Here is a 12,294-nt window from a genome sequence, read left to right as displayed (position 1 = left end):
CTGCTGCGACAGCACTACTCCTCGTCTCGCCTCGCTTCGCATCGGCTTGATCACGGCAAAGCGAAGCGAGCCGAGACACGATGCCGAAGGCGAGCTTTCTCTTGGGCCCCTTGGTGAGCCGTCGAGCAGCGCAGGGCTTGGGGGCTGCGTGCGCAGCACGCTTCGTCCTCTGACTTCGCGCCGCCTGTCTGAACGCAGCGGCCCAGGGCCGCGTAGTGAGTTGGGCGCGAGCCCCCAAGAACGAGCAGCGCAGAGCAGTCGGCCCTAGGCCGACCGGCGAGCAGGGTGCCTTTTCTTTTGCCTTCTTTTCTTTGGGCAAGCAAAGAAAAGAAGGTGCGCCGCCGGGCGCATATCCCGGCGCGGCCTCTCGCAGTGAACAAGACCCACGAAGAGCAGCACAAAGGCTTCGATACCTCAGCCCGAACGGCTGGTGGCGTGCGAGGAAGGCCGTTCCGGCCGAAGCAGCGCAACCGGCACATCCGCCCCCATTGCACCCCATCCCGCCCTTCCCGCAGTTCGTCGCAATCCAGTGGGAAAGCCCAGACCCGCTGCCTAAAGTTCACTCCAACGCAACACACAACCCCGGAGAGAACATCATGTTTGAACGCATCGCCGCCCCCGCCCTGACCTTCCTGGTTCTGATCGCCGGCCACGTGGCGATCGCCAGCGCCCTGCTTGCCACCCCTGTCGCCCAGCCGGCCGCCGAGATGGCCAAGTCCCCGGCGCCGGTCATCCAGCTCGAAGCGGTGGTCATCACCGGCAAGCGCACCAGTTCCTGAAACATCCGGACCAGGCAGGCCGAGCCGGCGACCCCGGTACCGGCCTGACGAATCCGGATCTCCTGTTGGCGACACGGCATGAGCCTGTCGCCTTTTTTTCGCCCACATCCCGCCGCAGTGCGGTTCATCCCGCACTTCCGGCAGTTCATCGCAATCCGCTGTGCGCCGCCCACCTCGCTGCCTAGAGTTGACCCCAACGCACCCCACCCGGAGCCCACCATGCTTGACCGCTTCTTCGCCCCGCTGCTGACCTTCGCGACACTGATCGCCGGCACCATCGGCTTCGCCTCCGCCCTGGCCACCTACACGCCCCGCAACGACGAGGTGCTGCTGGCGCAAGGCATGCCGCCCGAGGTGGTGATGCTGGAGCGCGTGGAGATCGTCGCCCGGCGCGAACAACCCACGGCCCAGGTGGCGGCCGACACCACGAAGAAGGCGACCCCGGCGCCCGAGAGCCGCGGCGTGCGCCTGCTGCGCGCAAGAGATTGATCGCTCAAGTTACCCTCGCGGTTCATCGTCGCAACAGGTGAACCGCCATGCACGTTCTCTTCGGGTCCTCGGGTTCAGGTTCGGCCGCCATTGAAGCGGCGCTGGAACGCACGAAGGCGCCCTACCGCATCGTCAACGCCGCCACCTGGGAGCCCACCTCGGCGCTCACCGAGCTGCGCGCCGTCAACCCGCTGCAGCAGATCCCCACCCTGGCGCTGCCCGACGGCAGCGTACTCACCGAGAGCGCGGCCATCCTCATCCACCTGGGCCTGGCCTTCCCCAAGGCCGCCCTGCTGCCCGACGATGAATCGCGGCGCGCCCAGGCCATCCGCGGCCTGGTGTACATCGCCGCCAACTGCTACGCCGCCATCGGCGTCAACGACTACCCCGAGCGCTGGTGCGCCGACATCGACGACTCGGCACGCGAACGCATCGTGCGCGGCACGCGCGCCCGGCTGCATCACTACTGGGATGTGTTCGCCGAGCAGTTCCAGGTGCAGCTGATGCAGGAGGGTGACCAGCCGGCTGCACTGGACATGCTGGCAGCGGTGGTTTCCAAGTGGTCGGGGTCGCGGGCGCACCTGAAGGCTGCGAAGCCCGCGTTCTATGCCGCGCTGCAGCGCATCGAGGCCCATCCCGACATCGCGCCGATCTTCGCCAGACACTTCAACCGCTGAGCTCACATGTGCCGGAACACGTGCACATAGCTGCGGCTGACCGGCAGCACGTCGTTGCGGCCCTTGAGCCGCACCTCGGCCGTCTCATTCGGCCCACGGTCCACCTGGCTCACCTGGTGCAGGTTGACGATCACCGAGCGGTGCACCTGGGCGAAGCGGTCGGGGTCGAGCTCGTCGGCCAGCTCGCGGATGGTCTTGCGGATCAGCGCCTCACCGCCCTCCCACACGACCAGCGTGTACTTCTCGTCCGAGCGCAGGTAGGCCACCTGCTCCACCGGGATCAGGCGCACGCTGTTGCCCACCGAGGCCTTGATCCATTGCAGCCAGCCTGAGCCGCCCGCACCGCGGCGGCGCAGCTCGGCGGAGACCTTCTCGATCACCGTGTCCAGCGATTCGCTCTCGCCGCCTGGCGCGCGCGCGAGGCGCTGCTGGAGGCGCTGCACCGTGTCGGCCAGGCGCGCTTCGTCGAAGGGCTTGACCACGTAGTCGATGGCGCCCTGCTCGAACGCCGTCACCGCGTACTGCTCGTAGGCGGTGACGAACACCACCTCGGCGCGCCGCGCGATCGAGCGCGCCGCCTCCACGCCGTTCAGGCCCGGCATGTGCACGTCGAGGAACACCACCTGCGGGGCGTGCTCGTCGAACATCTCCACCGCCTCGCGGCCGTTGCGCGCCTGCGCCACCACCGTGAGCTCGGGCCACAGGCGGGCCAGCAGGCCGGCCAGGCGCTCGCGCAGCAGAGGTTCGTCGTCGGCGATCAGGGCGGTGGGCATGGGTCAGCTTCGGGGAAAGACGATGATCGCCTTCAAGCCGTGCGGCGATTCCTGCAGCATCTGAAGCTGCGCAGTGTCACCGAAGAAGGCCCGCAGCCGCTCGCGCAGGTTGTTGAGGCCGGTGCCGGGCGCAGCGGTCTCGCTCATGCCCATGCCGGTGTCGGCCACCGACACCTCCACCTGCCCGCCCTGCTCGCGCGCCTCCACGCGGATGTGCCCGCCGGTCTCGCTCGGGTCGATGCCGTGGCGCACGGCGTTCTCCACCAGCGTCAGCAAGGCCATGGGCGGGAAGCTCAGCGCGGCCAGCTCGTTCGGCCAGGCCACCTCGAACTCCAGCCGGTCGGGCATGCGCATGCGCATCAGCTCCAGGTAGGCCTTCACCAGGGCCATCTCGGTGCCGAGCGTGGGGTTCTTGTCGCCCAGGGTGGGCACGGCGGCACGCAGGTAGGCGATCAGGCTTTGCAGCACCGGCGCGGCGCGCGGCGAGCCCGACTCCACCAGCTGCTGAACGTTGGCCAGGGTGTTGAAGAGGAAGTGCGGCTCGATCTGCGCATGCAGCAGGCGCAGCCGCGCGTCGAGCGCCTGCTTCTCCAGTTGGCTGCGCTCCAGTGCGAACGCGAGCTCCTGCGCGCGCGCCTGGGAGTCGCGCTCGCGGAAGAGCGCGCCCAGCGCCAGCACCAGGCCCACCACCAGGCTGGTGCCGCTGATCGACACGAAGCCCGAGACGAAGCCTTCGTGCCGCAGGAACTGCATCACGTCGCCGCGCACGATGAACATGTAGGCCACCAGCGTGGCCACCGGCGCGGCCAGGCCCACCGCCACCACCTGCGCCACCCAGCGCGGCACCCAGCGCAGCGGCCAGTGGCCGGCGATCTCGAAGGCGAACAGCAGCGCCAGGCCGACGAAGACCGTGCGCGCCCAGACGCTGTAGAACGGCGTCACGAAGATGGGGTTGAGGGCGATCGCCGCCAGCGTGGAGAACACCAGCGTCAGCAGCACCCGCCGGGCGGTCAACGCGCCCCGCAGGACGGCCAGCAGGCCATGGCGGGGTCGGTCGGGGGAAACGGGAGAACTCATGCGGCCACGATAACCCGGCCCCGGGGCAGGCCCCAAGCCGGCTGCGACGAAGCACGGTTTTGCGGGGCCGGGCGACGGGAGCGCGGCCCAAAGCAAAAGGGGCCGGCAGGCGTCTCGCCTGCCAGCCCCGCCAAACAGACGGCGGCTTACTTCACGATCACCGTGTACATGCTGGTGCCAGCGTTGTTCCACGGCCCGAGCGTCACGGTCCCGGCGTTGAAGCGCTTGCGCCAGAGGCTGAAGCCCCGGGAGACGGTGCCGCTTTCCGCCTGCGTGAGGTCGACGCCGCTGTCGGTCCAGCTGCTGTCCACCCACGACGGCAGCGCCGAGCGGTTGTCGAGCGCCACGTACACGTCGGCCGCGGCCGAGATCGCGAAGCTCACCAGCGGCGTGCCGGTGTAGCTCTTGGAGTCGTTGGCGGTGCGGATCCAGCGGCCGCCGGCCACCGCGGCGGGCACGGCACTCCATGTGTAGGTGCGGTCGCCGTAGGCGGTGTTGCCCGCCTGCAGGTTGCTCTGCACCGACCAGTCGGCCGAGTTGGCGCCATCGCTGACCGCCAGGTTGGAGATGGTCACGGCCGGCGGCGCGCCGCAGCCGGTGACGCGTGCGCCACCCCAGTCGGCATGGTCGTAGCCGTTGCCATTGCCAGCGTCGGTGACGACCAGGCGCAGCTCGGCCACGTTGGCCACGTTGACGAGCGCGGTCTTGCGCAGCGAGGCGCCGGTGAGGGTGCCGCTGTCGTAGGCCAGCGTGCCGTCGGTGTAGACCTGGAACACGACACTGCCGTTGTCGCCCACTTCATCGTCCACGCCCAGGTCGGCGATGAAGCTGCCGCTGCAGGCGCGGTTGAGGTTGAAGCGCAGGTCCGACTGCGCATGCGTGCCCAGGCCGCGCGGGTAAGGCACGCCGCCGATGGACAGCGGGCGGCCGTCGGCCGCGCCCTGCTCGCCGTTGCTGCGGTCCACCTCGTACGGGCCCCAGCCGTTGGCCGGCGTGCCGATGAGCGGGAAGCTGCTCAACTGCGTGCGCGGGTAGATGTCGCGCGTGACGGTGTTGGTGGCACCGGACGAGTCGCGCACGGTGAGCGTGATGCGCAGCCACATGTTGGCTTCGCTGGCCTCGAAGTCGGGCACGGTGAAGCTGCCGCTCGAACCCGTCACCGGTGTGACGAAGGTGTGCGCGTGCGAGTCGTGCTGGAAGTCGACCTTCCAGGTCAGGTTGGCACCGGCCAGGTTGCCGTCCTCGGGGTCGGTGCCCACACCGCTGTAGCTGACCACGTCGCCGGTGGCGAAGCCGTAGGTGGCCGAGGGCGTGTCGATGCGTGCGGTGGGCGAGCGGTTGGTTGTCACCGTGAGCGTGCCTTCATCGGTCGTCACGCTACCGAAGCTGTTGGTGAAGGTGGCGCGGAAGCGCGCGCCGCTGTCGGCCACCTGCGGGTTGCTGAGCGTGTAGCTGCCGCTCGTCGCGCCGCTGATGTTGGCGCCGTTGCGCTGCCACTGCACCGAGGTGGCGCCGTCGGCCGCCGCGCTGAAGGTGGCGGGCGTGCCGATGTAGACCGTCTGGCTTTGCGGTTGCGCCGTGATGCGCGGCGCCTGGCTGCCGGTGTAGCTGATCTTGCCCACCGTGCCCGCGCCCGGCGCGGGCGTGCCGGTGGCCTGGTTGCGCGCCAGGTAGTAGATCGCGCCAGAGGGGGCCACGCCGATGTTGGTCGGGTTGCCGATGCCGCTGGCGAAGTTGTTGATCACGGTGGGCGTGGCCGGGTTGAAGTACCGAACAGTTCCGTTGCAGAAGTCGCTGAAGAAGAACTGGCCCACGTAGCCGGTGCCGAAGCTGGCCGTGGCCGGGTTGTAGAAGGCCGTGCCGGTGATGGAGCAGCCCACGCTGTGCGGATAGGCGTACACCGGGTTGAGGTAGCTCGTGTTGGTGCTGCTGCCTTCCACCGCCGGCCAGCCGTAGTTGCCGCCGGCCTGGCCGCGGTTCACCTCTTCCCAGCTGCCCTGCCCCACGTCGCCGATGTAGGTGAGGCCGGTGCCGGGCTGGATGTCGAGCACGAAGGGGTTGCGGAACCCCAGCGCCCACACTGCCTTGTAGGCCGTGGCGTTGGTGAAGAAGGGGTTGTCGCTCGGGACGGTGCCGTCGGCGTTGATGCGCAGGATCTTGCCGAAGGCGCTGGCCAGGTTCTGCGAGTTGGCGGTGGCCACCGGCTGCGGGTTGTCCTCGTGGTTGCCCACGGCGACGTAGAGCTTGCCGTCGGTGCCGAAGCGCATTGCGCCACCCATGTGCCACTTGGTGGCGCTGGGCACGTCGGGCAGCTCGAAGATCACGCGCTCGCTGCCGGCCACCGCCACGTCGTTGGCCTCGGTCACGCGCAGCACGCGGTTGCGGCTCACGCTGCCGACCTTGGTGGTGCAGTAGAGGTAGACGTAGTGGTTGGTGGCGAAGGCCGGGTCGGGTACCACGCCCAGGCACCCGCGCTCGTTGGTCGCGTCAACGTTGGGCGCAGCGTAAAAGGGCGTGGTGAGCATGGCATCGGCCTTGATGATGCGCACGATGCCGTCCTGTTGCACCACCAGCACGCGGCCGTCGGGCATGACGGCCATCGAGGTGGGGCTCGTGAGGCCGCTGGCGACCTGGCGGTCGTTGAAGCCGGTGGGCACGCTGGCGCCCTGGGCCGCGCCGGCGGCGAGCAAGAGCGCTGCCAGCCAGGCGACAGGATGACCCCAACGAAGGCGCCAGCTTTTCAATGTGAACATGAGTCGTCTCCTTACTTGACGATGACCGTGTACATGCTGCCGGCCGAGGTCGATGGCCCGAGGCTCACCGCACCGGCAGGGAAGTTCTTGCGGAACAGGGTGAAGCTCCTGGGCTCACCTTCGTTGTTGACGAGCTTCTGCCCGGTGTTGGTCCAGCCCGTCATCCAGGGCCGGGCGCCCACGCGGTCGTCGATGGCCACGTAGACATCGGCGGTCTGGCTGATGTTGAAGGTGACGGTCGGGTCGGCGGTGAAGCTCTTCGAGTCGTTGGCGGTGCGAATCCAGCGCCCGCCCACCACGATGGACGGCACGGTGGTGAAGGCGTAGGTGCGGTCGCCGTACTGCACCGCGCCGTTCTGCAGGCTGTTCTGGATCGACCAGTCGGCCGCGTTGGCGGTGTCCTTCACCGACAGGTTGCTGATGGTCACTGGCGTGGTCGCGTCCACGCTGTCGTCGATCTGCTGCAGGTAGGCCACCAGCTGGTTGAGTTGCGTCGCGCTCAGGCCCGCGGTGATGCCGTGGCGGCCGCTCGGGTTGGCGGTGGTGAGCACGTCCAGCAGCGTGGCGGCGGAGCCGTCGTGCAGGTAGGGCGCGGTGTCCCAAAGGCCCTTGAGCGTGGGCGTGTCCAGGCCGGTGAGCGTGGCGCCCAGGCGCTTGCCCGACGAGGCCTTGATGGTGCCCACGTCGTGCAGCACGCCGCTCGCGCTGTCGGTGAAGTCGGCGCCCGAGTGGCAGGCCACGCAGCCGCCGCTGCCGTTGAAGATGGCCTGGCCGGCCACCGCGTCGGTGGTCAGCGAGCCGTTGGCGTTGCGGTAGGGGCTGGGGCCCACGCTGGTGAGCGAGCTCACGTACGCGGCCAGTGCGTCGAGGTCGGTGCTCAGCCCGGCCTTGGGGTCGCCCAGCGGCTGGTTGCGCGTGCCGGTGTTGAACTGCGCGTCGGTCAGGAAGCCGGTGCCGCCGAAGTTGTTGCGGATGTCGTGCTCGAAGTCCTGGATCTCGTTGAAGTTGGCCGTCCAGTGCACGCGCCCCTGGCCGATGCCGCGGCGGCCGTTCAGCGGGATGGTGTTGCGCAGGCCTTCGCCGCGGTCGGTGAAGTCCATCACGCGGCCGTCGTGCCCGCCGTCCTGGTGGCAGCTGGCGCAGCTGATGTACTTGTCGCGGTTCATGCGCCGGTCGTCGGCGTTGTAGAAGATGCGCTTGCCGTTGAACACGTTGGCGGGCAGCGCCTCGCCGCTCACCGCGGCAATGTCGACCACCTTGGGCGCCGTGTTGCTGGTGGCGTTGAGCAGGCCGCTGATGTCGTACACGCCCACGTTGCGCGACATGAAGTTCTGCACGTACAGGCGGCCGGCGGGCGTGACCAGCAGGCCGCGCGGCGCCCGGCCCACGTTGACGATGCCGGTGACGAGCTGGCGGCTGTAGGCGTCCATCACCTCGATCTGGTTGGTGCCCTGGGTGGAGACGAAGGCGTAGTCGCCGAGCGGCGTGAAGGCCACGGCGTTGGCCATGTCGCGGTCGTTCAAGTCGACACGTGCGCTCAGCACCTCGGTGTTGTTCTCCAGGTCGATCTGCGACACGATGGTGCGCACCGTGCTCTCGAAGGTCAGCGCGTTGCCGTCTCGGAACGTGCCGCGCAGCGTGTTGTCCTTCTTCGACGGCACCCAGGCACGCTTGCCGTCGGGGTGGATGGCCACCGAGCTGATGAAGTTGGGCACGCCGCGGCCGCTCGCTTCGGTGTCGGGGCCGGGGTCGGTGGCCAGCGCGAAGGTGCGCGTGACGGTGAAGGCGCTGGGGTTCACTTCGATCACCTCGCCACGGCTGGCCGGCGAGATGTAGCGCGTGACCAGCAGGCGGTTCGAGTCGCCCGAGATGGCCAGGCCGCGCGGCGAGGTGCCCGCCGTGAGCGTGCCCTGCACGGCACCCGTGCTCGGGTTGATCTTGAGCACCTGGCCCGAGCCCTGCAGCGTGACGAAGGCGGCCGTGCCCAGCGGGTTGAACACCACGCCGAACGGCCGCGTGCCGTTGCCGAGCGTGATCGTCTGTGCGACGGCGCCGCTCGCCGGGTCGAGGATGCTGATGCTGCCCGAGCCCTGGTTGGTGACCCAGAGGCGGCCATCGGGCGCCTGCGCGATGGTCTGCGGGTTCAGCCCCACGGCCTGCTCGAACAGCCGCGTGTTGGTGGCGGCGTTGATGGCGGTGACGGAGTCGTTGTCGGAGTTCACCACCCACACGCGGTTGCGGCCGGCGTCGAAGGCGATGGTGCTCGACGCGCGCGGCGCGGTCGCCGTGGGCTGGGTGTGGATGGTCTGCGTGGCCGAGCAGGTGCTGGTGACCGTGCCACTGCGCACCGTGAGGATCACCGGGTAGTGCGCGGGGTTGCTGTAGGTCTTGCTGGCCGAGGCGGTGTTGGAGAAGGCGGTGCTGGTGCCGTCGCCGAAGTTCCACGCGTACTGCAGGTTGCTGCCGCTCGCGCTGGCCGGGCTGAACGAGACCGAGCTGCCCACCACCGCCGGCGTGCGCGTGCCCAGCGTGCAGGCCACGCCGGGCGGCGTGCCGGCGGTGGTGAAGCGCGAGCTGAACGCAGCCACGCCGATGTTGACGTCGTCCTTCATGCCGCCGGCAGGCACCACCACTTCATAGGTGGTGCCGGGCAGCAGCGGTGAATCGGGCCAGAAGTTGAGGATGCCCGACTGCCCGCTGTACTTGCCCGAGATGGCCGAGCCGCCGACAGGGCGCACGATGAAGGTGCTGGTGGAGACGGTGCGCAGGTCGATCTGGTCGGTGAGCGTGATGCCGATGCGGCTGCTGGTCGGCTGGTCGGTCGCGTTGTTCTTGGGCGAGACCATGTTCACCGCCGGCGCGCCGCTGAGCGGCGAGGTCTGGTGCGGAATGATCGCGCTGCCGTTGCCGTGGTCGTTGCCCACCAGCACCAGGTTGCCGAACACGGTGCCGAAGTCTTCGTCGCGGTTGGTGATGTTGGAGCTGCCTGTGCCGGCGGTGCTGCCGTCGCTTAGGTTCACCTTGGCGTACTTGACCGAGAAGCCCGCATGCGCAAAGCCGCGCTGGGTCGACACGTAGCCGCCCTTGCCGCCCTGGTCGGCCGACTGCGCCACCTGCGTGATCACGCTCGGGTTGCTGATGTCATAGACGTGCAGCCGGTTGTCGGTGCCGGCCGTCACGATGCGCTCGCCATTGACGATGCCGCTGTACTGGCCGGCCAGCGACGAGGTGGCCGCCAGCACCCGGGGGTTGATCGGGTCGCTGATGTCCATGGTGACCAGGCCGCTCTGGTCGGTGCTGGTCATCACGAGCAGGTTGCCCACCGCGAACACCGGGCCGACGCGAAAGCCCCCCCAGGTGCTGGTGGGCACGGTCTTCACGTGCACCGGGTTGCGCGGGTCGGCCGCGTTGACGATGTACAGGCCATTGCCCGAGCCGCCCACGTACACGTAGGGCGCCTGCCAGAAGGCCCACCACGCGCCGAGCGCGTAGTCGGACTCGGCGATGCCGGGCAGCGTCATCGAGTTGAGCAGAGTGGGCGCGAGCGCGTTGGTGAAGTCCCAGAACTGGATGCCGCCGATCGACTGCATCACCGCGTAGCGGCCCGCATAGCTGTTGCTGAAACCGAAGCCGTGCGGCTCGCGCAGCGCGGTGACGTTGGTCTGCGAGACCTTCACCGGCGCGCGCGGGTTGCTCATGTCGTAGAACGAGAAACCACCGCCCGAGGCGCCCGAGTCGCGGCCGAAGGGCACGAACAGGTAGCCGTTGACCATCTGCACCGTGCCGTGGCCGCGTGCGCTGCCGCCCACGTCGCTGTTGAGGATGGTGAGCGGCTTGAACACCTCGCTGCTGCTGTAGCTGAGGTTGGGCAGGCCGGGCCCATCGGCATGCGCGGGGGCATGCAGGGTGCAGAGGGACAGGCAGAACAGGGCCGCGGTCGCATGAGACCGTACCCCGGACGAAAGACCGGTGAGCTCCATCGACGTCTCCTTGGGGCGTCCGTTGCCGGCGCCACTTTTGTGGAACGCGTTTAGAACGTTTGTTCTACTCAACGCGTTTTAAGAATGTTTGTTTTATATGGCGATGGAGCCCGGCTGTCAACCAGGCGGGTGCCGGCTGCTCGGGAGAACCCTCAGGCGGGGGCAGTTGCCTGGGCGGCCAGCACCTCGGCGCGCACCTGCTCGGTCAGTTCGGCCTTGAGGGCCATGAACTCCGGCGTGGTCTTGACCGAGTAGTGCCGCGGGTGCGGCAGGGGCACGGCGCGGTCGAGCTTGATGCGCCCGGGGCGCGCGCTCATCACGACCACGCGGCTGCCCATGAAGACGGCCTCGTCGATGTCGTGGGTGACGAAGAGAACTGTCTTGCGTTCGGCCTCCCAGATGCCCAGCAGCAGCTCCTGCATCAGCTCGCGCGTCTGGTGGTCGAGCGCGCCGAAGGGCTCGTCCATCAGCAGCATGCGCGGGCCGTTGGCGAGCGCGCGGGCGATGGCGGTGCGCTGCTGCATGCCACCCGAGAGCTGCCGGGGGTGGTGGTGCTCGAAGCCTTCAAGGCCCACCTTGCGGATGAAGCCCTGCGCGATCTCGATCTGCTGCGAACGCGGCAGGCCGCGCTCGCGCAAGCCGAAGCACACGTTGTCGCGCACCGTGAGCCAGGGGAAGAGCGTGTAGCTCTGGAACACCATGCCGCGGTCGGCGCCGGGGCCGGCGATGCGCTGCCCGTCGAGCAGCACCTCGCCGGCGGTCGGTGTGTCCAGCCCCGCCACGATGCGCAGCAGCGTGCTCTTGCCGCAGCCCGAGGGGCCGAGGATGGTGACGAAGTCGTTCTCGGCCACGGCAAGGTCGGTGGACTGCAGCGCCAAGGTCTCGCCGCTGGCGGAGGCGAAACGCTTGCTGACATTGCGGACGGAGAGGACGGTGCTCATGTCATCGCCCCAACTGGGCCCAGGGGAACAGGCGCCGGTTCAAGCCCTTGAAGGCCATGTCGCTCACCAGCCCGATCAGGCCGATGACGATGATGCCGAAGATGATCTGGTCGGTGGCCAGCAGCGCCTGGCTGTCGGTGATCATGTGGCCGATGCCGCTGGAAGCGCCGATGAGTTCGGCCACGATCACATACGTCCAGGCCCAGCCCAGCACCATGCGCAGGATCTCGCAGATCTCGGGCGCGGCGCCGGGGATGAGCACGCGCCGCACCAGGCTCTTGTCGCTGCTGCCCAGCGTGTAGGCCGCCTCCACCAGGTCGCGCCGCGTGTTGCCCACCACCACCGCGATCATCAGCACCAGCTGGAAGAAGCTGCCGATGAAGATGACGGCCAGCTTCTGTGCCTCGCCGATGCCGGCCCACAGGATCAGCAGCGGAATGAAGGCGCTGGCCGGCAGGTAGCGCGCGAACGAGACGAAGGGCTCGAAGAAGGCCTCGATGGGCTTGTAGGCGCCCATGGCCACGCCCAGCGGCAGCGCAACCAGCGCAGCGAGCGCAAAGCCGCCGACGACGCGCCAGACCGTCATGGCGATGTCCTTGGCGAAGCCCATCTCGGCGAGCAGGGTCCAGCCGGCCTTGACCATGGTGAGGGGGTCGGCGAGGAAGGTCTTGGAGACGAAGCCGCCCAGGGTGGCGAGGGCCCAGGCGGCGACGAAGAGCACGAAGAACGCGATGCCAAGCGCGATGCGCGTGGCGGGTGGGATTGGCTTGAGAGGAGTCACGCGGGAGTCGGAGTGGGCCTTCGATACCTCAGGCTGAGCGGGTG

At 68.7% G+C, this 12,294-nt stretch carries 9 protein-coding genes; 3 read left to right on the top strand and 6 right to left on the bottom strand.

Annotated features, from left to right (window positions below; translation table 11 throughout):
* Positions 1–596 precede the first annotated feature (596 nt).
* From VFL64_RS06100 to VFL64_RS06090, 3 genes are all read left to right on the top strand, one after another.
* Positions 597–779 carry a hypothetical protein gene (locus VFL64_RS06100; RefSeq protein ID WP_489539486.1) on the top strand — a complete coding sequence of 61 codons (183 nt, stop codon included), beginning with the start codon at positions 597–599 and terminating at the stop codon, positions 777–779.
* Positions 780–998: 219 nt separating this feature from the next.
* Positions 999–1,268 carry a hypothetical protein gene (locus VFL64_RS06095; RefSeq protein ID WP_489539485.1) on the top strand — a complete coding sequence of 90 codons (270 nt, stop codon included), beginning with the start codon at positions 999–1,001 and terminating at the stop codon, positions 1,266–1,268.
* 47 nt (positions 1,269–1,315) lie between these two features.
* A complete protein-coding gene (locus VFL64_RS06090; protein WP_489539484.1) occupies positions 1,316–1,945 on the top strand; it encodes a glutathione S-transferase N-terminal domain-containing protein in 630 nt (209 codons plus the stop codon).
* A gap of 2 nt (positions 1,946–1,947) precedes the next feature.
* On the opposite strand, the gene VFL64_RS06085 is transcribed toward VFL64_RS06090, so the two are convergent.
* From VFL64_RS06085 to VFL64_RS06060, 6 genes are all read right to left on the bottom strand, one after another.
* Positions 1,948–2,718, bottom strand: a complete 771-nt coding sequence (locus VFL64_RS06085; RefSeq protein WP_489539483.1) for a LytR/AlgR family response regulator transcription factor — start codon at positions 2,716–2,718, stop codon at positions 1,948–1,950.
* A gap of 3 nt (positions 2,719–2,721) precedes the next feature.
* Positions 2,722–3,795 (bottom strand): sensor histidine kinase, encoded by a 1,074-nt coding sequence (locus tag VFL64_RS06080; protein ID WP_489539482.1) that lies wholly within the window; start codon positions 3,793–3,795, stop codon positions 2,722–2,724.
* A gap of 146 nt (positions 3,796–3,941) precedes the next feature.
* Positions 3,942–6,548, bottom strand: coding sequence for a PQQ-dependent sugar dehydrogenase (locus tag VFL64_RS06075; RefSeq protein WP_489539481.1), 2,607 nt, complete (start codon positions 6,546–6,548; stop codon positions 3,942–3,944).
* An 11-nt stretch (positions 6,549–6,559) separates the two neighbouring features.
* Positions 6,560–10,528, bottom strand: a complete 3,969-nt coding sequence (locus VFL64_RS06070) for an Ig-like domain-containing protein (RefSeq protein WP_489539480.1) — start codon at positions 10,526–10,528, stop codon at positions 6,560–6,562.
* Positions 10,529–10,680: 152 nt separating this feature from the next.
* Entirely contained in the window at positions 10,681–11,469 is a 789-nt protein-coding gene (locus tag VFL64_RS06065; protein ID WP_489539479.1) for an ABC transporter ATP-binding protein, read from the bottom strand.
* 1 nt (position 11,470) lies between these two features.
* The gene (locus VFL64_RS06060) at positions 11,471–12,250 is read right to left on the bottom strand and encodes an ABC transporter permease (protein ID WP_489539478.1); all 780 of its coding nucleotides are present in this window, start codon (positions 12,248–12,250) and stop codon (positions 11,471–11,473) included.
* Positions 12,251–12,294: the final 44 nt, after the last annotated feature.

The sequence above is a fragment of the Rhizobacter sp. genome, from assembly GCF_035702065.1.
In the GTDB taxonomy this organism is placed as follows: Bacteria; Pseudomonadota; Gammaproteobacteria; order Burkholderiales; family Burkholderiaceae_C; genus Rhizobacter.
This window is presented reverse-complemented; position numbering and strand designations above follow the sequence as displayed.

Excerpts from the sequence above, each read along its gene's own strand:
- VFL64_RS06100 (WP_489539486.1), top strand. The coding sequence starts at position 597 with ATGTTTGAACGCATCGCCGCCCCCGCCCTGACCTTCCTGGTTCTGATC.
- VFL64_RS06095 (WP_489539485.1), top strand. The coding sequence starts at position 999 with ATGCTTGACCGCTTCTTCGCCCCGCTGCTGACCTTCGCGACACTGATC.
- VFL64_RS06090 (WP_489539484.1), top strand. The coding sequence starts at position 1,316 with ATGCACGTTCTCTTCGGGTCCTCGGGTTCAGGTTCGGCCGCCATTGAA.
- VFL64_RS06085 (WP_489539483.1), bottom strand. The coding sequence starts at position 2,718 with ATGCCCACCGCCCTGATCGCCGACGACGAACCTCTGCTGCGCGAGCGC.
- VFL64_RS06080 (WP_489539482.1), bottom strand. The coding sequence starts at position 3,795 with ATGAGTTCTCCCGTTTCCCCCGACCGACCCCGCCATGGCCTGCTGGCC.
- VFL64_RS06075 (WP_489539481.1), bottom strand. The coding sequence starts at position 6,548 with ATGTTCACATTGAAAAGCTGGCGCCTTCGTTGGGGTCATCCTGTCGCC.
- VFL64_RS06070 (WP_489539480.1), bottom strand. The coding sequence starts at position 10,528 with ATGGAGCTCACCGGTCTTTCGTCCGGGGTACGGTCTCATGCGACCGCG.
- VFL64_RS06065 (WP_489539479.1), bottom strand. The coding sequence starts at position 11,469 with ATGAGCACCGTCCTCTCCGTCCGCAATGTCAGCAAGCGTTTCGCCTCC.